We start from the raw sequence: 20,558 nt of genomic DNA, 5'->3' as shown, positions 1-20,558 counted from the left end.
ATATTCCTAAGCCATTAGGGGCGAATTGTGCGATCCCTCACATACCATAAAGAAACCTTGAATTAAAAAACTTTTAATACAGACAGATAGAATTATTTATAAGATTTATCCAGGGCACTGAAGACCCTTCTGAGATCCCACCTGATTTTATTTTGATAAGCTGCGAAACGTAACGAAGGATTAAAGAATGTATGGATTTTATTTTTTCATTAATTCCAAAAATAAAACCATCACGGGAAATTAGAGGGACACTTTTATGAAAACAACATTTCGTCTGACTCAGGTTGCGACAAGTATTAGCCTGCTGCTGGGTAGCAGTGTGGTTATTCCAGGCACGGCGCTTGCCAATAGCTGCACCACATTTTCGCCAGCCGGAACGTGCGGCTTAACCGAATATCAAATGACGTCGCCATTAAATCCACTGCCGACCGCCTGGTATTTCACGTCGCCCACTCAGGATGCGGCCATTAATGCCACCGCAAAAGCGCAAAATATCTATTTTGCCAGCGGATCGTCATCGCGCCAGGCCAATGATATTCAACAACTTCTCGTCGATGGCGCAAATTTGGGCGGCCATTACATCAACGCCAGCAAAACAGGTTCAGCGGCCATTACCCTTGCAAATAATGCCGTCGTTGACTGGATAGAAGCGGGCGGTGCACTCACCAACACCAGGATTATCATTGATCATTCAACCCTGAACGGGGCTAACGCTGCGGTGGATTACGATAAAACCAATAAAGCCACCTACAGCAAAAACTATGCGCGTGGAAACGCCATTTATCTGGCTCCTGCCGATAACGGCAATACGGATATCGATATTATCAACGGTAGTCACATTACGGGCCGAGTCTATGCTGGCGGTGCCGGAACGCACGATGTCTCCCTCGAGAACAGCGCCATTCAGGCGGGTGGCATCCTGCTTTACAGCACTAAAAACAGAAACGACATCCATGTTGTAAACAGTGAGATCAGCACGACGGGCGCAGTGATGGCGACCAGTAACGCCATTGAGATCACCAATTTAGCGCGTACGGACAGCACCAATACCATTGCAATCGAAGACAGTCAGATCACCGGGTCGGTAGCGGTGAGCAGCACTGGAAGCAATAATATTCTCGCGGTAAATCATTCAGCGATAACAAAAACCAACCAAACCGATGGTAACGCGATTAGCCTGAAAAATGGTGCCACCACGCAACTCACGCTGAATAACGCGCAGATCGCAGGCCACGCACTGCTCTCCGGGTCGGGCAGCACTGCTGCGACAATCGATCAATCCCAAATCGACGGCAACGTCATCGCCAACAACGCGGCGCAGATCGCCTTTGATATCACCCACTCTGTGCTGAACGGCAATATAGACGCCAGCACCGGGAGCGGCATTGTCGCCCTGCACTTAACCGACAGCAGCGTGAGCGGCATTGTCGCCCTGCACTTAACCGACAGCAGCGTGAGCGGCGACGTAAATCTTAATGGCACCAGCGTGAAGGCATCTGACGTCTGGCTTAATCGCTCCGACGTGGAGGGGCATCTGTACGGCAGCGGCGAAAACAGCACCCTGCATCTGGACGGTTTCAGTCAGTTTAACGGCGAAAAATTCAGCCAGTTCAGTGCCCTGAACATCGCCGGAAACCTAAATCTGGCGGGTGGTTTCACCGATACCAACGTCGGCGCTGGCCTTTCTGTAAAAGGCGAAACGCTCACAGCGCCGATTAAGCTCACTGCCGGGAACCTGACCTTTGATAAGACCAAACTTATCGCTGACACCCTGTCGTTATCGAACGGCGCAACGCTTGCCCTGGCCGACCGCAGCCAGCTTCAGACGCGTTCCGATCAGCTCTTTAAGCGTGCTTCATCCGCGCTTTTGCCAGAGGGTTACAACGAAACTGGCGAGCACATCTCGCTGAAAGACAGCACCCTGATCCTGACTGATAACACCTATCATCTGGATTATGTAAAAGCGGTTAATCAGCTGATTAGCCCTACTGACGGCAACTCGCTGGTGATGCTCGGCACGCTATTGAATGCCGATAACGTCGCGGGAACGGCGAGCGTCACGGACGCCTCCATCACCCAGGCCGTGCTCGCCAATACGCAGGTTACTGTCGGTAAAAACCGCCTGATTATCGGTGCTGAAAATGCCACGACTGCCGATTATATTGCAGTGAGTAACGGGTTTGGCGCGGCGCAGCTCCAGTTCGAGGGCGAAGGAAAACCATCCGTAGAAATTGGTAACGGCCAGGCGTTAACCCTGACGGGAGCCTTGGGCGGCGCGCTGATTCACGTCGCCGGATCGCCCGCTACAGCTGTTGATGTCGCCGTCAATAATGGCACGCTTAATTTGGGTTCCACGGCGGTTGAGAATGTCACTGCGCATCTTAACGGCAACGTGTCGGTCGCTCCGGAAGGTTCGCTGAACGTGGTGGCTGGCGATCACACCATTACCTCTGGATCGTCCACCGCAGGCGTCATCAGCAGCGGAACGGTTACTATTCATCATGATGCCACGCTGCATTCTGACGTGGAAATGCGCGACGCCGGGCAGTTAGTCGTTAACGGTTCATTGCAGGCCAGCAATCTCACCGCCAGCCAGGAGGCTGAAATTACGGTCGGTGACGCAGCAGCAGCCGGATCGCTGGTTGTTGATCGCATGGATCTCCAGGGGGCCAGACTGTTTATCGACCCGTCATGGGTTGATGGCGGAACCCTGGCGGATGCCTCACGGGTTGCCAGCGGCGGCACAGACATCAACGGGCGAATGACCGTCGGCCAGAATGCATTACTGGTTTTGGGTGGAACCGCCACCGCACCAGCAGAACAACGCTTTGCCGCGACCGGCCTGAAATGGGGAAGCGATGGGATCACCGCCGCGCTGAGCATTCAGGCACCTCAAACGTTATCAGCCACTCAGGGCGGGTTACGCGTCGACGGCTCGCTGACCCGCAATGCAACCTCTCGCGACGCGACGTTTAACACTGCCGAATTTGCCAACCGCTCGCTGTTGATGGTCGATAGCCAGGATATGACGCAGGGCAAAGCGGCGCTCAGCGCTGAAAACGGCACATTAAAAGTCGCTGATTCTGCTGCGCTTTACGTGACGAATGCCAAAGCGAATCAGACCTACTTGGTCGCCAAAGGTTTTAGCGATGTGCGCATCGAGGGCAACGGCTGGCAGAAAAATAATCTGCTGCTGAATAAACTGTTGAACGCCACCACCCAGGAAAATCACGGCGAAGTGACCGTGTCTACTCGAGCCAGAGCGGCGCAGGACGTACTGCCAGGCGTCGTGACACCTCACGCACTGGATAGGCTGATTGCAACCGGAGAGAACTCCATCACCGCCACTCACGCGGGCCAGCGCTTCCTTTCTGTCGCGATCGACGCCCCTGAAGCAAGCGTTGAACAGGTGGTCAAAACCGTCAACAGCGCGGCACAAATGGCCTTTGCGGGCGGCGTGCAGAGCAGCACGCTGGCGGTGGGAAGCTCGGCGGTCGACGCGATTTTCGACCGAAACTCAGTGTCCAGTGCCACACGCCAGAGCGTAGAACCCGACGCCAGCGTATGGGTGCAAACCCTTTACGGTAACCAGCGTAGCCGCGACCTGAGCGCGGGATCCCTGCAGTACGGGCACGACACGGACTTTTACGGTCTGATGCTGGGTGCAGATAAAGCATACGAAACCGCGCATGGCATAATGCGCAGTGGTGCGGCTTTCAATGCGGGTAACGGCAACGTGGACTCACGCGGGGACTTTAACGCCACGCACAATGACTTCAGCTTTTGGGGCGTTTCGCTTTATCAAAACTGGTGTCAAAAATCGCTTAGCGTCACCGGCGAAATAAGCCTGACGCAGAGCAGTAATGATCTCTATCAGAAACAGCCTGGATGGATGAATATAGGCGACACGCTGAAGGCAAATATCGATTCACGCCTGTTCAGCGCCGGTCTGCGGGGAGAATATCTGATTGAGACAAACGCGGTGGATATTATTCCGCATGCCGGAGTGCGATATAACCAGCTGACCACGCAGTCGTTTGAGACCAAAAATAAACAGGGTGAAAACGTCTTCCATACCGATAAAGGCACCCAGAATATCTGGCAATTCCCAGTCGGTGTGAAAATGAATAAAACCTTCGCCCTGGATTAGGGCTGGAATATAACCCCTCAGGCGGATATTGCGGTGATCGCCGTCGCGGGTGATAAGTCTGCGGAGAACACACTTCATACCGTCGGTATTCAAAGCCGGGATGTCATCTCTGCCGACATCATGGATGACACCAGCTTTAATGGTCAGGCTGGGATGAAATTCCAGAAAGGCAATATGACCTTTGGTGTGGGTTACAGCATCAACGCTTCCCGCCACGACACCGGGCAGACAGTCAGCGCCAGCTATAAACTCGCGTTCTGATAACCAACGCCGCATGTTTCGACATGCGGCGTTATTTCACGGCAACCATTTTCTCAGTGCCACTTTCCCCAATTTCGTCACTCTCACTTCTCTGAATCCCGCTGTGCGCTGGATCCACTCTTTGGATTCAAGATGCGTCAGCAACGCCGCACCCGCTTCACCGCCAAGATGAAACCGTCGTTCGCTCCAGTCGAGACACGCGCAGCAAATCCGACGACGAGACGAAGTATTCAGCGCAATACCGCGCTGTAAAAACTGCTCACGCCCGCGAACCGTCAGCGCTGAACCATCCGGCTCCAGCCAGCCATCGGCCTGCATAAAGTCATAAAGCTGCACAGCCACCGTTCCCGCCAGATGGTCGTAGCAGGTCCGCGCCTCGCGCATAGCTTTCGGCGCTGTCGTTTCCGGCGGCGTAATCCGGCTCCAGGAAAGCCCCATAAGCTGTTCGACCAGTTCGGCCACATCATGTCCAGCCAGGCGATAATAGCGGTGTCGCCCCTGCGATAAACAGGCGATCAGCTTTCCGTCCAGCAGGCGAGATAAATGCCCGCTGGCCGTGGAGGCAGCAACGTCCGCCACGGCGCTCAACTCCGTCGCCGTCCACGCGCGGCCGTCCATTAGCGCGCACAGCATTTTGACTCGCGAGGGATCGGCCATCGCCGCAGCGACAGCCGCCACCGCCCTTTCCAGCGCGTCGCTATCTTCTATCGGTAAGCTTTTTGTCAGCATTCGCAGCCCATTTCTCGGTGATCTCTGCAGCCAGCTTATCATTATCCGTCAGCAGAATAAGATGGTTTGCGTGGTCGCTGTACTGCGTCAGAATCGCGATCCCACGCGCCGCCAGCGCGGCGGAGATCTCCCCGAGTTCGCCCGGTTTTTCCTGTTTCAGTTTGCGGATCAGCGGCGTGCGAATGGCCTGAACGTTAAAACCCGCCGCCATCAGCACCTGACGCGCTTTTTCGCCCTCTTCCACCAGGAAATGAGCGTGCACGCCAAACAGCCCACCGCCTTCAAGCCCAATGCTGTGCTTGCCCAATAGCTGTCCAAATCGCGCCAGCTCACCCGGATCATCGTTAAAAATCACGTGTACGTCATACATTTGCGTGGCCCTCTTTTTCAGAAGCGTACTCTCTGATCGTCTGCACCACACGAATACGGTAGTCAGCAAAAATCGACTCGCGCCCTTCTGCCTGGGCGGCCTGATGAAAAACATTCTGCTTCCATGCCCGCACGGCGTCTTCATCCCGCCACCAGGAGAGCGAAAGAATTTTGCCATCGGTGCTCAGGCTCTGAAAACGTTCGATGTCGATAAAGCCGTCGATATCCGCCAGCAGCGGTTTAAGTTCAGCGGCGAGTTGCAGATAGCGTGCCTGATGGGCCGGTTCGGCCTGGGCTTCGAAAATAACTGCGATCATAAGGGTCTCTCCGTGGTGATGTGACGAAGAGAATGGCGGAGATCGAAACGCGATGCTTCGGTGAGGAGCGAAATGACCCTCTCCAGAAGAGAGGGCGTGAGGCATATTATTCGAGGTTAGCTTTGTTCAGGCCGTATGCCACATCCATCGCGCCCGGTTCCATGCGCGAGGTGATGCCCAGACGGTTCCAGGCATTGATCGCCACGATGGCAAAGTTCAGCTCAGAAATCTCGATGTCCGAGAAATGTTCTGACACGCTCCGGTACAGCTCATCGCTCACCCCTTCCGGGCCAATTTGCGTAAGCGCCTCGGTGAAGGCCAGCGCGGCTTTTTCACGGGCGCTGAACAGCGGCGATTCGCGCCATGCCGTCAGGTGGTATAGACGCAGTTCGCGCTCGCCGGCAATTTTGGCCTCTTTGCTGTGCATATCCAGACAGAAAGTACAGCCGTTGAGCTGGGAAACGCGGATGTCGATCAGGTGCTTGAGCGCAGGATCAATGGACGTTTTACCGATCGCCATGCTCAGATCGGACAGCGCTTTAGCAAGTGCCGGGGTGGCTTTGTGGTGGTTGACGCGAGTGCTCATGGTCTTTCCTCTTTTTTGTGCGGCATGTGTCATGCGATGGAGCAAATTTACGCCGTTCATGACATAGTAAAAAGATACAAAACACACAAAACGAGGTAGGACATGAAATCGGGCTATCACGCTATTTATACCCGCTATCGCGACAACATTGCGCGCGGCGTGCTGAAGCCCGGCGATAAAGTGCCTGCCATTCGCGTGCTGGCCGAGGAGCTGAAAGTCGCGCGCAAAACGGTCGAAACGGCCTATGCCATTTTGATTGGTGAAGGCTATCTGGTGAGTCAGGGCGCACGCGGCACGCGGGTCAATCCGGATCTTAACCTCCCTGCAAGCCAAAACGCGCCAGCAGAACAGGCGACCGGAATGCTGCCTGAATCGCTGATAAGCCAGCGCGAACGCACCGGTTTTCTGCGCCCCGGCATTCCGGCGCTGGACTGTTTCCCGTATAAAAAATGGCTGCTGCTGGCAGGCCAGGCGACGCGCTCGATGCGCCAGGAAGAGATGCTCAGCCCGCCCGTTATGGGCTGGTATCCGCTGCGCCAGGCGATCGCCCGCTATTTGAATATTTCGCGGGGATTATCCTGTACCGCTGAGCAAGTGCTTATCACCAGCGGGTACAGCGGAAGTTTGCGCCTGATTCTGGATACGCTCGCCAGCCGCAGCGATAAGGTGGTGTTTGAAGATCCGGGTTATTTTATGGGTCAGCAACTGCTTAAACGCATCGTTCCGTGCCTGCACACCGTGCCGGTGGACCGCTTCGGAATGGATACCGATTACCTGCTGCGTCATCATCGCGACGCCCGGTTTGCTATCGTCACGCCTTCGCACCAAAGCCCGCTGGCGGTTACGCTTTCTCTTCCGCGCAAGCAGCAACTGCTCGACTGGGCGACTCAGAACGATGCGTGGATTATCGAAGATGATTACGACGGCGAATTCCATTACACGCGCAAAGTGCTGCCATCGCTGAAAAGCCTGGATAGCCACGATCGGGTCATTTTTATGGGAACCTTTAGCAAAACCGTGATGCCGTCGTTGCGCATGGGCTACGTGGTGATGCCCGCCAGCACGGTCGCGGCGTTTACCGATTGCGCGGATATCGTCACCAGCGGTCAGCCGGTGTTAACGCAAAAGATCCTCACGACGTTTCTCAGCGATGGGCATTTTTTCCGCCATCTCAAAAAGATGCGTGCGCTGTATCAGCAGCGGCGCGACTGGATGATCGCCGCGCTGCATGAAGTCTACGGCGAGCGGTTTTTCACCGAGCAAAACGATGGCGGCATGCACATTGTCGCGTTCCTGACCAAAGGCAGCGACGATCGCGACGTGGCGCGCATCTGGCAGCAGCATCAGCTCCAGGTCAATGCATTATCCGAATGGTATCGCGGTTCCGGTAAGCGTTATGGCCTGGTGATGGGCTATAACAATGTGCGCAGCTATGAAGAAGCGTTAATCCTTTTACGCAAACCGTTGGCCGAAACATTGCGCTTATTAGAATGAACGCATCTGCCTGGAAATATTTGTAGGTGTGCGCACCCGTACATCTCTTTATACTCTGCGCTCTTTTGTCGATATCGACTTTATTATAAGGACAATAAAATGAAATCAATCCTGGGATTTGATTACCTGCTCACACCGCGAGTATTAGTCTTTTTCTACTGGATCGCCATGCTGTTTATTCTGATTGGCGGCGTGTATTCCATGTTTACCGAACATTTGTTCACCGGATTTTTCGGCATGATCTTCAGCCTGATTGGCTGTCGCGTGATGTTTGAATTAATTATGGTGGCCTTTAAGAATAACGAATATCTGCGCCGCATTGCGGATAACACCAGCAAAAATCACGCAGAATAATCGCCAGGCATTTATCTACCGCCGTGCAGATAAATGCCGTTCCACTCTTTTACGCGTCATAACGGGTTAATCCGACATCCCGCAACTGTTCGTCACTCATTGCCCGCAAAATACGCCGCGTTTGTTGGCGATGACGCCATTTTTTAAATGCCCGCCAGATTAAAACGAAGCCAATAAACGGTCGAGCTGAACGATTTTCGTTAAATTCCATGATGTTTTCCTCAGGTTGCCAGAGGCCTTATCATCAACGAAATACACGCCTGCAATACAGATTCAAAAACAACTTTTCTTTAACATACAGATGCGCTAAAACAGGTTCTGAATGCCGTTTTCTGCGGCGATCTGTACTGGTTTGATAATCTGTATGGTAAAAACAAAGGATACAGCATGACGCGCTATCAACATCTGGCCAATCTCCTGGCGGAACGTATTGAACAAGGGCTGTATCGTAACGGCGAGCGTTTGCCGTCGGTGCGCGCATTGAGCCAGGAACACGGCGTCAGTATCAGTACCATTCAGCAGGCCTATCAGATTCTGGAAAATCTCCAGCTCATCACCCCGCAACCGCGATCAGGCTATTTTGTTTCGCAGCGTAAAGCCCAGCCTCCCGTGCCCGCCATGACGCGCCCGGTACAGCGCCCGGTCGATGTGACCCAGTGGGATGAAGTGATGATGCTGCTGGATGCGCGTGGCGATCGCGAGATGATCTCTTTTGGCGGCGGTTCGCCGGACTTGACCCAGGCGAGCCTGAAACCACTGTGGCGCGAAATGAGCCGGATTGCGCAGCATAACCCGTGCGAAATGCTGAGCTACGACATGCTGGAAGGGCGGCAGGAACTGCGCGAGCAGATCGCGCGCCTGATGCTCGACGGCGGTTCGACCGTTTCGGCGGATGAAATTGTCATCACTAACGGCTGTCACGGTGCGCTGTCGATCGCGCTGCTTTCGGTGTGCAAGCCGGGCGATATCGTGGCGGTGGAGTCGCCGTCATTCCATGGCACCATGCAGATGCTGCGCGGGTTTGATATCAAAGCCATTGAAATCCCGACCGATCCGCAAACGGGGATCAGTATTGAAGCCCTGGAACTGGCGCTGGATCAGTGGCCGATCAAGGCGGTGATTCTGGTGCCTAACTGCAACAATCCGCTCGGTTTTATCATGCCGGAAGCGCGAAAACGGCAGGTTCTGGCGCTGGCGCAGCGTCACGATATCGTGATTGTCGAAGACGATATTTATGGCGAGCTGGCGGCGGAATACCCGCGTCCGCGCACCATTCACTCATTCGATATCGACGGCCGCGTATTGCTGTGCAGCTCGTTTACCAAAACCGTTGCGCCTGGGCTGCGCGTGGGCTGGATTGTGCCGGGTCGCTATTATGACCGGGTGATGCACATGAAATATGCAGCGGGCGGGTTTAACGTTCCAGCCACGCAAATGGCGGTGGCTGCGTTTATTCGCGACGGGCATTACCATCGTCATGTGCGGCGTATGCGCCAGATTTACCAGCAAAATATGGAAACATTCACCTGCTGGGTGCGCCAGTATTTTCCAGCTGAGATTTGCGTGACGCGCCCGCAAGGGAGTTTTTTACTGTGGGTGGAGTTGCCGGAACAGGTGGATATGGTGTGCGTCAGCAAACAGTTGTGCGCGCTGAAAATCCAGGCCGCTGCGGGATCGCTGTTCTCCGCTTCCGGTAAATATCGCAACTGCCTGCGCATCAACGTTGCCCTGCCGGCGAACGAGAAAAACCGCGAGGCGCTGAAGAAAATGGGCGAGGCGATACATATTGCAATGGAGGAATAATAGCGGCTTGCCGCTCTTGGCTTAGCCGTTAATCGGCACAGTCGGCCCCCCCTCTCCACTTTGGGGAGAGGGCTGGGGGTGAGGGGAATATGCGGCTGTAGAGGTTTTTCCGTTCACTTTATGATTATTGCTGCTCTTTCAATACGTTACCGGTGAACGTGCTGGGGCGGCTCAATCGCCACCGCCCCAGCGCCCCGGGCTCCCGGCAAGAAAATCGCCGCTACGCGGTGCCCTCAGCTTATTCCTTACGGCTTTCGGGTCGGGCGCGATGAAACGTCCCTGTAAGTCGCGCCCTCTCGGCGCATCCATGCGCCTCGCCCCGGCCTTCAGGAAACACCTCGGCGATTTACAGCCGGACGGGTTATCGCTTTTATTTCTGCATCCCTGGAAGCACCATTCACGCTGATAACAAAGCGTGTAAACATAATCAGAACTTCCACGATACACTGCCGACGATGCTGCGCTCGGCACCAAAGTAGCAATAGGAGAGCGAGTTACACGCCGCCACGTAGCTTTCGTCGGTCAGGTTATTGACGTTAAGCTGCGCGCTCACGCCTGTCAGCCCGACCTTCGACAGATCGTAGCCCACCGCCATATCCACCAGCGTATAAGACGGGAGCGTGTGCGTGTTCTGGCGATCGCTGGTCACGCCGTTCACGTAACGCACGCCGGACCCGATGGTCAAGCCGTCCAGCGGACCGGTTTTGACATCGTAACTCAGCCACGCGCTTGCCATATTGCGTGGGGCGTAAACCGCGCGCTTGCCCTCTTCTTCCGGACTGCTTTTCTTATAGCGAATATCGGTGTAAGTATACGCCGCCTGAATACGTAGGCTGTCGGTGAGTTGTCCGATAGCCTCAAGCTCTACGCCTTCGGATTCGATTTCGCCGATGGAACGATACGGATCGGTTGGCTCTACTTTGGTGGCGATATTTTTCTGATTGATGCGGAACACCGACGCGCTGAACTGGCTGTTCATCCCTTCCGGCTCATATTTCACGCCCGCTTCCCACTGCTTGCCCTTCATTGGGTCCAGAATTTGGCCGTTCTCGTCGGCAAAACTGGTCGGGGTAAACGCGGTGGAATAGCTGATGTACGGCGCAACACCGTTATCGAAGAGATACAACAGCGCCGCACGGCTGCTGAAGTTGTTCTTATCCAGATCGCTGCGGGTATTATTCAGCTTATCAATGTTCGAGACGCTCACCTGGTCGTAACGCCCGCCGAGCGTTAAACGCCAGCGATCGATGGACATCTGATCCTGCAGGTAATAGCCCGTCTGGCGCAGCTTGTGTTTCTCCTGGCCGTACATCGTGATGTAGTCCGGGTTCGCGCCGTACACCGGATGGAACGCATCAATCGCCGGGAAGCCACCGTAGTAACCGGTGGTATTGTTACTGCGATCCTGATAATCCATGCCAATCAGCACGCGGTGATTGACCGCCCAGGTATCAAAGCTGCCGTCGACCTGGTTATCCAGCGTGATGGCATCCATTTTCTCGTCCGAGCCGGAATATCCCCGGTTCAGCTCAGTGTCATTCAGCCAACCCGCGGCATACACCTGATTCAGCTCAACTTTGGTGTGCAGATAGCGCAGTTTCTGACGCACAGACCAGCCGTTATCGAACATGTGTTCAATGTTGTAGCCCACCATGTTCTCGCGGCGATCGTATTTGTCGTAATCGTCCTCACCTTCAAAAAACGTATTAGAAATTTTCTTGCCGTTATGGGAAGCAACCGTGCCGTCATAGGGTAAACCGGAGTGGCTGCCGCCTTCAGGATCGCGGTGCAAATAGGCCATCAGATCCAGACGTGTGTTATCGGTGATGCGCCAGGTGAGGCTTGGCATCAGCGCGTAGCGTTCTTCTTTCAGCGGATCGAACTGCGAATCGGCGTAACGCGTCATGCCGCTCAGGCGCACTGCCACGCGGTCGTTATCGTCCAGCGGACCGGTGACGTCGAACATCGCGCCGCGCTGGTTGTTATTCCCGGCGAACAGTTTGATCTCCCCGCCCGGATCAAACGACGGTTTGCGTGAGGTGAGCGCCACGATGCCGCCCGGCGATGAACGGCCATACAGCACAGAAGCCGGACCGCGCACCACTTCAATATTTTCCAGGAACCATGGGTCAACCACCAGCGAGCTGTGGGAGTTGGTGTCGCCCATCATTTTCAGGCCGTCGAGATAGATATTATCGAGGCTACCGTCGGAAAAACCGCGCAGGACGATGTAATCAAAACGATTCGACGCGCCGATCTGATTGCTGTAAACGCCCGGCGTATAGCTCACCGCCTGACGCACGCTGGTTGCGCCCTGCTCTTCGAACTGCTCGCGCGTGACAATCGACACCGCCTGCGGGGTTTCGATATCGGGCGTTTCGAGTTTGGTCGCGCCACTTTGCATTTGCGAAGTGACCACAACGGTTTCGGTTTTTTGCGCATCCTGCGCCAGCAAAGGGAACGCGACGCTCCCGGTAACGCAACCTATCAGCAAAGCCAGCCGTGAATGAGCGAACATGAAAATCTCCAAAGGCATTTCTTATTGTTAATAAGAATTATTACCTTTTTGAGATCGCAAACAGCTATGCGCAGCGCCAGGTTACGTATGCGCAATGACAAACCGCACGCGATGCATTCGCGTGAAAGGGAAAAGTGGGTTAGCCGCGCTGGCGGAAATCGCCGGGGGAGATGCCGTAACGACGACGAAACGCCGTGGAGAAATTGGTCGCGTGCTGATAGCCGGACATCCACGCCGCCTGCTGAACGCTGTGGCCTTGCAGCAGATAACGGCGCGCCAGTTCAAGACGACAATCACGCAGATAATCAAATACCGTGCAGCCATACGCCTGGCGGAATTTACTGCGTAGGCTGCTTGGGCTCATCGCCGCCTGAGCCGCCAGATGCGCGAGCGTGAATTCCTGTTCCGGTGACTGTTCCAGCATCTGCCGGATATGTTCCAGACGCGCACGTTCACCGCCCATCGGCAACGCACGACAGCTCACCTGCTGCTGGCGCTGGTGCAAACCGTGACCGAGCAACTGATACATCAGCCCTTCCAGCAGCAGCTTGCGCGACAGCGCACTTAAACCCTGCTGCTGCGCATGCTGAATCCCCGTCAGCACAAAGCCCGGAACCTGCCAGACAAACGTCGGCGCATGCAGAAACTGCCATTCCTGAAGCAGCGATTCCAGCAAACTCTCGCGCTCGGCATCGTTTGGATAGACGCCAAAAGAGAGCGTTTTCAACGTGCTATCGGCGTCGTGGCGCGCACTCATCACCTGCTGCTCGCTCAAACGTGAACTGAACGCCATCCCGGATCGCACCTGATATTCTTCACCGTTCAGCGTCAACGTCACGCATCCTTCCAACACCACCAGCATATACAGCGGGCTGCTGTGGCGGGAGGTGGTTTCATAGGGCTGAAGCACGCGCACATCGGAATGGGTTAACGAAATACCGGAGGAAAGGGTCATCTCTTCGACGTCGCCATGCAGCACCGGGCTGTTATGGCCGGTCGCCTCGTTGAGGCGCGGAAAGTGATAATCAATGCCGTAGCGCTCGCCAAAACCAATAAAGTCTTCCACGCAAAACAGGCGTTTATTAGACGGATATGAGGACGAGGCAAGATTCATAGTGGCGTTTGCGTGGGCGGAAGACGGTGAAACCTTATCATTGCGACGGCGCAAACGCTACGCCGTCGCATGTTTAGCGAGGCTGCTTACTCGTCGAAATACCAGTAGCCCTGGTTAATCAGGCCGGTCAGTTCTTCGATAAACGCCGGATTTTGCAGTGCGTCACCGAGTTCAGCCTGGCCAAACTCGGTGTAACGGCACAGCACGTCGGCGGCTTTCGCATCCACGGTTTCGAGCTGTTCGCTGTTGATAAAGAAACTGTCGCCGATGTTCAGCACGCGCAGGCCGCTCAAACGGCACAGCGTTTCGCCGCCCATTAACGCGTCCAGCACCTCTTCTGGCTCATAGGCGGGCTCTGCTGCAGCAATATCCAGCTCGTGGCGCGGCGTAGAGACAAAACTCCCGAACCATTTTTTGAAATCTTCCGGCTGGCTGATCATCTCGATCATCATGCTGCGCAGGCGATCGAGTTCGTACTGTTCGATGCGGCCAGGATGCTCGCGGCAGGTCAGATCCGGATCGCTGTAGTGTTCGCCGCCCAGATCGTTTTCCAGCGCGTAATCTGCAAAGCTGCTGATCAGATCGCGACCGTTCGGCCCACGGAAACCAACGGAATAGTTCAACGCAGTTTCATGGGTAAAGCCGTCGTGCGGGAATCCTGGCGGAATATACAGAATATCGCCCGGCTCCAGAACTTCATCGATGATCGGCGTAAAAGGATCGACGTGCAGCAGCGCCGGATGCGGGCAGAACTGACGCATCGGCAGCTTGTCACCCACACGCCAGCGACGGCTCCCCATCCCCTGAATGATAAACACGTCGTATTGATCAATGTGCGGGCCCACGCCACCGCCGGGCACGGAATACGAGATCATCAGATCGTCCAGACGCCAGTCTGGCAGCACGCGGAACGGACGCACCAGCTCGGCGGACGGCATATGCCAGTGGTTAACCGCCTGCGCCAGCAGCGACCAGCCGGTTTCACCGAGACCATCAAAATGCTCGAACGGCCCGTTGCTGGCCTGCCATTGATTATTGAAATGGGTCACCAGACGGCTATCCACCTCAGGCTCCATCGCCAGCCCTGCCAGCTCATCTGGCGTGATCGGATCGATAAAATTCGGGAAGGCATTTTTCAGCACAACGGGTTGTTTTTGCCAGTATTTTTCGAGGAATTCTGGCCAGTTGAGATTCAGTTGATACGCCATGGAAAGCACCAGTGAGATGAGAGACAGGCGCGATTATGAAAGAGCCGGCGTTGCGCTGCCTTGTCGTGGGTCAAGTGGCCGCGAAAAGCTCATCTTCAGCCATTCGCATGACACACCGTGACAGTTTCATTCTTTATCGTGAGCGCCTGATTCACTGCGACTTATATCGTTAATTAATAAGAGAGTGTTTTGATGAGGTCAGATATGCGCCCCTTCACCGAACTTCCTGTCACGGGCAACGTAAAAACCCTGATGAGGGTGTATGCGCGTAAAGAAAGTCCGTCGATTTTCTCACCTGTCGCGCGTGAGTTGCTCGTCGGAAGTCAGGTGGTTGTTCAGGGAGCGGTAGTGGGCGACGCGGTGGAAGGCAATGCGCACTGGTATCGCATCGACGAGGATACCTATATTTGGGCGGGGGCGTGTACGCAGCTCGATCCTTATCCGGCGTTTCCGGAAAATACCCGAACGAACTGGATGGCCGTGGTGTTTGATGTGCGTTAGCGCCCGAAAAACGGGCGCTAACGGGGACGATTAATCCAGTTTTAAATCATCATATTGTGTGATGATTTTACCCACGATGCCGTAGTCCAGCGCCTCCGCAGGGGACATCCAGAAGTTACGGTCCGTGTCTTTTTTCACTTTTTCCAGCGGCTGGCCGGTCGCGTCAGCAATCAGTTTGTTCACGCGCTCCAGCATGCGGATGATTTCGCGCGCTTCGATTTCAATATCCGTCGCTTGACCGCGCACGCCGCCCAGCGGCTGATGGATCATAAAGCGGGTGTTTGGCAGCGCGTAACGGTGCTCTTTTTTCGCCGCCAGGAAGATGGTGATCCCCGCGCTCGCGACCCAGCCAGTGCCGATCACATGCACGTCCGGGCGGATAAATTTGATGAAGTCGTGGATGGTGTCGCCCGCTTCAACGTGGCCGCCCTGGCTGTTGATGTAGAGCTTGATCGGATCGTTGCTGACGCTTTGCAGCAGGATCATCTGGGTGATCACTTTTTCTGCCAGCGTCTGGTCAATTTCGCCGGAAATAATAATCGAGCGTGACTCGAGCAGCTTTTGCTGCAAAGCGCCCGCGCCGTTTTTGCCTTCTGCTTTATCCGTGTTATCGCGATCTTTCTGTGAGTAGTGCATTGTTCTTATCCTCGGCTCTTAGCGCTCAAAATCAGAGTGTAGCCTGTTTTGCCTGTCAAAGTCCTCAGGCGCACACAACGCGAACATCCTGAGCCGCAAATGCGTCTAAAACCGCTTTGTCCATGCTCGCTTCGACGATCAGCACGTCAATGTCGCTGCTTTTCGCCACCACAAAGCGCGCCACGCCAGGGATTTTATCCGTTGTCAGCGCCACCAGCGTCTGGCTGCTCTGTGCGATAACCGTTTTCTTGAACTCACAGTCGGCAAAATCAAAGCCGGTCAAACCCGTTTCCGGATCCATTGCGCAGCCGCCAATAAACGCCTGATCAAAAATAATCCCCTGGATCTGACTCACCGCTGTCGCGCACACGGCTCCACCAGACGCGCGCTGGATCTGCCCGCCGGTCATGATCACTTCGCACTGCGGATGACGCAGCAGTTCCGTCGCAATCGCCGGTGAATTGGTCACGATCGTTACGCTAAGATCGGCAGGAATCGCCTTCGCCAGCGCGAGATTGGTCGTGCCGGTGTCGATAAAAATACAACTCCCCGGCTTGATAAATGTTGCCGCTTTCTGCGCGATTGTGTCTTTTTTTGCGCTATTTTTTTGCTCACGACTAAAGAAATTTCCGGCATCCGGCAGCTGGAGCACCGCCCCGCCGTAGACTTTTTTGCAAATGCCTTCTTTACTAAGTTCATGTAAATCACGGCGAATCGTATGTTCTGACACTTTCATTTGCGTCGCCAGTTCGGCGCAGACCACTCTGCCGTTCTCCTGAAGGATCGCACGGATCCGATCTTGCCGTTGTTCCGGAAAAGCAGCATAATCGAGCATAATTAATCCTGTTAAAATCTAAATCGAGCATCAATGCGCATAATGTTGCATGACGCCCGGCCTGTCAATCAACGGGAGTTTCAGTATGAAACTGACTCATCAGCCTCCGCAAATCGTCGCCAGCAAGCCCAACGATGGTTTCTGGTTTCAGCCCCTTCAGGCAGAACGATCGCGCGAGAAAGTGCAGCAGGAAGAGCTGCCCGCCCGCCTGGTCGATCGCCACTCCACGGTTAACAGCAAACAACGAGGGTAAATATGAACATTGCACACGTCGCACTCTGGACGCGCCATCTGGATGCGCAGGTTACGTTCTGGGAAACGGTTTTTGCCGGTCAACGTAACGAACGCTACGTCAGCAAAAACCGGGCTGGATTTGAATCGCATTTTATGACGCTGAGTGACGGCCCAACGATTGAGTTAATGGCGTTACCGGAACTTGCCGACGCGCCGTCGGCTGCGGAATATGTCGGCTGGGCGCATATTGCCATCAATGTCGGCGGCAAAGCGGATGTCGATCGCATGGCGGAAAACGCCCGTCAGGGCGGCACATTGTTAAGCGCCCCGCGCATGACCGGTGATGGCTATTATGAGGCAGTGATCGCGGACCCAGACGGCAACCGGATCGAGCTGGTTGGCGAGTAATCCGCTACACTGATTGTCCACCAATTACGCAGGGACACTCGCCATGGGACTGACCGCCGTTAGCGCGCTTCACTTCAGTTTTGCAGAACTTACCGACATTCTTGGGCGCTGCTTTGAGGACTATTTTGTGCCGGTATCGCTCACGCCAGACGCGTTTGCGCTGCGCTTTCGGGCCGAAGGGATGAGCGTGGAGGATTCCTGCGTATGGAAGGTAAATGGCGAACCGGCGGCAATCGCGATCATTACGCGTCGCGCCAACACGGCGCGGCTGGCTGCATTTGCGATTAGCCCTGCATTTCGCGGAAAAGGGCTGGCTAAATTGATGCTCGCGCCCCTGTTTGATGCACTCAAAACGCGCGGCGTTGAGCGGTTTTACCTGGAGGTGATTGCAGAAAACACGGCTGCCGTTGCGCTGTATCAGTCACTGGGTTTTCGCATCACGCAGGGTTTGAATGGTTTTAAAAGTGCCGACACGCCAAATGCGCCCGTGGATGAACTCTTTGCTGCCACACCCGACGCGCTGCTGCGCGCCGTGTTTCGCGCACCGTCTGAGCCCACGCCTTGGCTGCTTGATCCTCAGATGTTGAGCGTTCTTCCGAGCGTGATTTTGACGGACAATGCCGGAACCTGGGCCGCTATCACCACGCAGACCCCTGCGCCACAATTGCGCTTTCTGTTTGTTGAGCCGGTGATGCGAGGCCAGGGCAATGCGCGCCGAATGCTCCAGGAACTTAATAGCCGCTATTCGGGGCTTTTTACCCCCGTCGCGGTGCCGGGTCATCTGGCGTCTCTTTTCACTGAGAGTGGATATCAACCGTTTTCGATGGCGCAGCATGAGATGATTTGGGACCTCTGAGCCCCGCTTTACCCCTGCGCTCAGCCATGATACGGTAATTTGATGAACACAAATTTCAGCGTCAACCCAATCAACCGCTGGTGGCTGCCTTCTTAAAGGCGGCCCAAATGTGTTTTCCCCATTTTCCAAAAGCCGCCGAAAGGCGGTTTTTGCGTTTCTAAAGACTCCTTTCGGCTTTTAAAACGTAAGGAGTCTTTTATGCACAGCAAAACCACTATTCTCACCGGCGATCGTCCGACCGGCCCTTTGCATCTCGGCCATTTTGTCGGCTCGCTGCGCCAGCGCGTGGCCCTGCAGCACGAATACCAGCAGTATGTTTTGGTCGCCGACCTGCAGGGCCTGACCGATAACGGCAGCACTCCGCAAAAAATCCGCGATAACATTCCCGAAGTGCTGGCCGATTATCTGGCGGCGGGCATCGACCCCGCGCTCACCACGATCTGCCTGCAATCCGCCCTGCCCGCGCTCGCCGAGCTGACCGCGCTGTACATGAATATTGTCACCGTCGCCCGCGTAGAGCGTAACCCGACGGTAAAAAACGAGATCGCGCAGAAGGGTTTTGCCCGTTCGCTGCCGGTCGGTTTTCTGGTGTACCCCATCAGCCAGGCGGCGGATATCAGCGCATTTAAGGCCGAAGTGGTTCCCGTTGGCGACGACCAGCTGCCAATGATCGAGCAGACCAATGAAATCGTCCAAAAGATGAATAGCCTGCTGCCCGCGCCCGTGCTGCGCCACTGCAAAGCCATGCTGAGCGACACCAGCCGTCTGCCCGGCATCGATGGCAGCGCCAAAATGTCGAAATCACTCGGCAACACGCTGCTCCTCTCCGCCAGCGAAGAGACCATTCACCGCGCAGTGAGCGCCATGTATACCGATCCGACGCATCTCAAGGTCAGCGATCCGGGGCAAATCGATGGCAACGTGGTGTTCACGTATCTCGACGCGTTTCATTCGGATAAAGCCAAAGTGGCAGCGATGAAAGCGCATTATCAGCAGGGCGGACTGGGCGACAGGATATGTAAAAACGAGCTGGAGGTGTGCCTGCAGGAGCTAATTGCGCCCATGCGCGAGCGGCGCGCCACCTATATTCAGGATAAAGGAACGCTGATGTCCCTGCTAAAAAAAGGTAGCGAACGCGCGCACGACATCACCCAGCAGACATTGCGTGAAGTGAAGCTCGGGCTGGGCGTGCCGGTGTTTTAGCGCCTTTCGTCAGGCGCGGTTAATGGGAACGTATCGCGGTATAAAGCGAACAGAGCTCCAGCAGGCTTTTCGTCCCCGTGCGCTTCATCAAACCGTTACGCTGAACGCTCACGGTCGTAGGGCTCACTCCGCGGATACGCGCGATATCATCGAGTGAATGTCCGCGCAGAATTAATCTCATGATCTGCTGTTCAGCGTTGGTAAATTTAAAGGTATCAGGCAGATAGCCTGAACTTTGGTTCTGCGCAGACAGCAGGCTCATCACCCGCAGCGCCTGACGCAATTCTTCGACCGTCAGTTTTTCTGACAGGCACAACTTCATCAGGCCCGGAAACAGGCGGTTGAGTGAATCAAAGTACCGCTCAGAGGTGATAAATATCGAATAGTGATCCGGCGGGGTAGTGAAGAACAGAGAATACATTTCCTGAATATCCATTCCCGACGTGACATACACACAGGGGGGATCGCCGCTTGGCCCTGTATGCTGCTCCCGACGCAGTTGCTTCAGTATTTTCTCTACTCCATAAATGAATAAATGATCTTTTCCATAGATAGTCATTTTGAGGCTCCAGAGGTCACGACACTTTTTATTATTCCGCCAATTCGTTTAGCGTTTGTTTAACTTCACTCCCTGCTAAACGCTTGATGTGTCTTTAACGGTAATTTCTGTTGATAAGTTTACGGCATTTTTTCATCGCTGTGTTGCCATTTATCCAGGAATAAGTTTATTCATCACAGTTGATATATCTTAAACTCGGTATTATAAAAAAATAAAAATTTCAATAATTAGCATATAAGTTGTTGTTTATAAATACAAAAAATTATTAGGATTATCTTTATAAATACAGAATAAAATTATTAACCGCCTCTTATTAAGATTCCGATCTCGATCTCAAAACATCATTTCATTTTGTGTAAAAGTTAATTCCACAAAATTGCAAGCCTTACTAATAAACACCAACAGCAGGGAATAGCAGAATTA

Annotated in this window: 21 protein-coding genes; 10 read left to right on the top strand and 11 right to left on the bottom strand. The window is 54.5% G+C overall.

Annotated elements, in window-relative coordinates; all coding sequences use genetic code 11:
• Window positions 1-256 precede the first annotated feature (256 nt).
• Window positions 257-4,150: an autotransporter outer membrane beta-barrel domain-containing protein gene (locus AC07RN_RS11815; protein WP_478336442.1), complete on the top strand. Its 3,894-nt coding sequence runs from the start codon at window positions 257-259 to the stop codon at window positions 4,148-4,150.
• 33 nt (window positions 4,151-4,183) lie between these two features.
• A complete protein-coding gene (locus tag AC07RN_RS11810) occupies window positions 4,184-4,411 on the top strand; it encodes a hypothetical protein (protein ID WP_478336441.1) in 228 nt (75 codons plus the stop codon).
• Between the two features lie 36 nt (window positions 4,412-4,447).
• Here AC07RN_RS11810 and AC07RN_RS11805 read toward each other — a convergent pair whose 3' ends face one another.
• From AC07RN_RS11805 to AC07RN_RS11790, 4 genes are all read right to left on the bottom strand, one after another.
• Window positions 4,448-5,140, bottom strand: coding sequence for an ArsR/SmtB family transcription factor (locus tag AC07RN_RS11805; protein ID WP_478336440.1), 693 nt, complete (start codon window positions 5,138-5,140; stop codon window positions 4,448-4,450).
• Window positions 5,109-5,510, bottom strand: coding sequence for an amino acid-binding protein (locus tag AC07RN_RS11800; RefSeq protein ID WP_478336439.1), 402 nt, complete (start codon window positions 5,508-5,510; stop codon window positions 5,109-5,111). Before AC07RN_RS11800 ends, AC07RN_RS11805 begins: the two co-directional genes overlap by 32 nt.
• A complete protein-coding gene (locus AC07RN_RS11795) occupies window positions 5,503-5,826 on the bottom strand; it encodes an antibiotic biosynthesis monooxygenase family protein (RefSeq protein ID WP_478336438.1) in 324 nt (107 codons plus the stop codon). The genes AC07RN_RS11800 and AC07RN_RS11795 overlap by 8 nt, the downstream gene beginning before the upstream one ends.
• A 106-nt stretch (window positions 5,827-5,932) precedes the next feature.
• On the bottom strand, window positions 5,933-6,412 hold the full coding sequence (locus AC07RN_RS11790; protein WP_012015910.1) for a carboxymuconolactone decarboxylase family protein: 480 nt from the start codon (window positions 6,410-6,412) through the stop codon (window positions 5,933-5,935).
• A 102-nt stretch (window positions 6,413-6,514) separates the two neighbouring features.
• On the opposite strand from AC07RN_RS11790, the gene pdxR reads away from it, so the two are divergent.
• Window positions 6,515-7,906 (top strand): MocR-like pyridoxine biosynthesis transcription factor PdxR, encoded by a 1,392-nt coding sequence (gene pdxR / locus AC07RN_RS11785; RefSeq protein WP_478336437.1) that lies wholly within the window; start codon window positions 6,515-6,517, stop codon window positions 7,904-7,906.
• 99 nt (window positions 7,907-8,005) lie between these two features.
• Complete coding sequence (locus AC07RN_RS11780) at window positions 8,006-8,260, top strand: DUF4282 domain-containing protein (protein WP_012015908.1); 255 nt, start codon at window positions 8,006-8,008, stop codon at window positions 8,258-8,260.
• Window positions 8,261-8,309: 49 nt separating this feature from the next.
• On the opposite strand, the gene AC07RN_RS11775 is transcribed toward AC07RN_RS11780, so the two are convergent.
• A complete protein-coding gene (locus AC07RN_RS11775) occupies window positions 8,310-8,471 on the bottom strand; it encodes a DUF1127 domain-containing protein (RefSeq protein WP_133631804.1) in 162 nt (53 codons plus the stop codon).
• 176 nt (window positions 8,472-8,647) lie between these two features.
• Here AC07RN_RS11775 and AC07RN_RS11770 point away from each other — a divergent pair, with 176 nt between their 5' ends.
• Window positions 8,648-10,063: an aminotransferase-like domain-containing protein gene (locus tag AC07RN_RS11770; RefSeq protein ID WP_449554773.1), complete on the top strand. Its 1,416-nt coding sequence runs from the start codon at window positions 8,648-8,650 to the stop codon at window positions 10,061-10,063.
• A gap of 427 nt (window positions 10,064-10,490) precedes the next feature.
• On the opposite strand, the gene foxA is transcribed toward AC07RN_RS11770, so the two are convergent.
• The 3 genes from foxA to AC07RN_RS11755 all read right to left on the bottom strand — a co-directional run bounded on the left by foxA (window position 10,491) and on the right by AC07RN_RS11755 (window position 14,903).
• Window positions 10,491-12,599 (bottom strand): ferrioxamine B receptor FoxA, encoded by a 2,109-nt coding sequence (gene foxA / locus AC07RN_RS11765; RefSeq protein WP_478336436.1) that lies wholly within the window; start codon window positions 12,597-12,599, stop codon window positions 10,491-10,493.
• A gap of 121 nt (window positions 12,600-12,720) precedes the next feature.
• Entirely contained in the window at window positions 12,721-13,695 is a 975-nt protein-coding gene (locus tag AC07RN_RS11760) for a helix-turn-helix domain-containing protein (protein ID WP_478336551.1), read from the bottom strand.
• Window positions 13,696-13,781: 86 nt separating this feature from the next.
• Entirely contained in the window at window positions 13,782-14,903 is a 1,122-nt protein-coding gene (locus AC07RN_RS11755) for a ribosomal protein uL16 3-hydroxylase (protein ID WP_478336435.1), read from the bottom strand.
• 204 nt (window positions 14,904-15,107) lie between these two features.
• Here AC07RN_RS11755 and AC07RN_RS11750 point away from each other — a divergent pair, with 204 nt between their 5' ends.
• A complete protein-coding gene (locus tag AC07RN_RS11750) occupies window positions 15,108-15,404 on the top strand; it encodes an SH3 domain-containing protein (protein WP_478336434.1) in 297 nt (98 codons plus the stop codon).
• A 30-nt stretch (window positions 15,405-15,434) separates the two neighbouring features.
• Here AC07RN_RS11750 and AC07RN_RS11745 read toward each other — a convergent pair whose 3' ends face one another.
• Entirely contained in the window at window positions 15,435-16,040 is a 606-nt protein-coding gene (locus AC07RN_RS11745; RefSeq protein ID WP_478336433.1) for an ATP-dependent Clp protease proteolytic subunit, read from the bottom strand.
• 64 nt (window positions 16,041-16,104) lie between these two features.
• Window positions 16,105-16,875, bottom strand: coding sequence for a DeoR/GlpR family DNA-binding transcription regulator (locus AC07RN_RS11740; protein WP_478336432.1), 771 nt, complete (start codon window positions 16,873-16,875; stop codon window positions 16,105-16,107).
• Window positions 16,876-16,960: 85 nt separating this feature from the next.
• Between AC07RN_RS11740 and AC07RN_RS11735 the strand changes: the two genes are divergently transcribed.
• The 4 genes from AC07RN_RS11735 to trpS all read left to right on the top strand — a co-directional run bounded on the left by AC07RN_RS11735 (window position 16,961) and on the right by trpS (window position 19,576).
• Window positions 16,961-17,128, top strand: coding sequence for a hypothetical protein (locus AC07RN_RS11735; RefSeq protein WP_478336431.1), 168 nt, complete (start codon window positions 16,961-16,963; stop codon window positions 17,126-17,128).
• Window positions 17,129-17,130: 2 nt separating this feature from the next.
• The gene (locus tag AC07RN_RS11730; protein WP_478336430.1) at window positions 17,131-17,517 is read left to right on the top strand and encodes a VOC family protein; all 387 of its coding nucleotides are present in this window, start codon (window positions 17,131-17,133) and stop codon (window positions 17,515-17,517) included.
• 43 nt (window positions 17,518-17,560) lie between these two features.
• Window positions 17,561-18,373 carry a GNAT family N-acetyltransferase gene (locus tag AC07RN_RS11725; RefSeq protein WP_478336429.1) on the top strand — a complete coding sequence of 271 codons (813 nt, stop codon included), beginning with the start codon at window positions 17,561-17,563 and terminating at the stop codon, window positions 18,371-18,373.
• A 198-nt stretch (window positions 18,374-18,571) separates the two neighbouring features.
• Window positions 18,572-19,576, top strand: a complete 1,005-nt coding sequence (gene trpS / locus AC07RN_RS11720; protein ID WP_478336428.1) for a tryptophan--tRNA ligase — start codon at window positions 18,572-18,574, stop codon at window positions 19,574-19,576.
• Between the two features lie 19 nt (window positions 19,577-19,595).
• On the opposite strand, the gene AC07RN_RS11715 is transcribed toward trpS, so the two are convergent.
• Complete coding sequence (locus AC07RN_RS11715; protein WP_478336427.1) at window positions 19,596-20,135, bottom strand: helix-turn-helix transcriptional regulator; 540 nt, start codon at window positions 20,133-20,135, stop codon at window positions 19,596-19,598.
• Window positions 20,136-20,558: the final 423 nt, after the last annotated feature.

This window comes from Lelliottia sp. GFLA7 (assembly GCF_056490165.1).
Note: the sequence above shows the minus strand (reverse complement) of the source record. Positions and strands in the feature narration are given on the sequence as shown.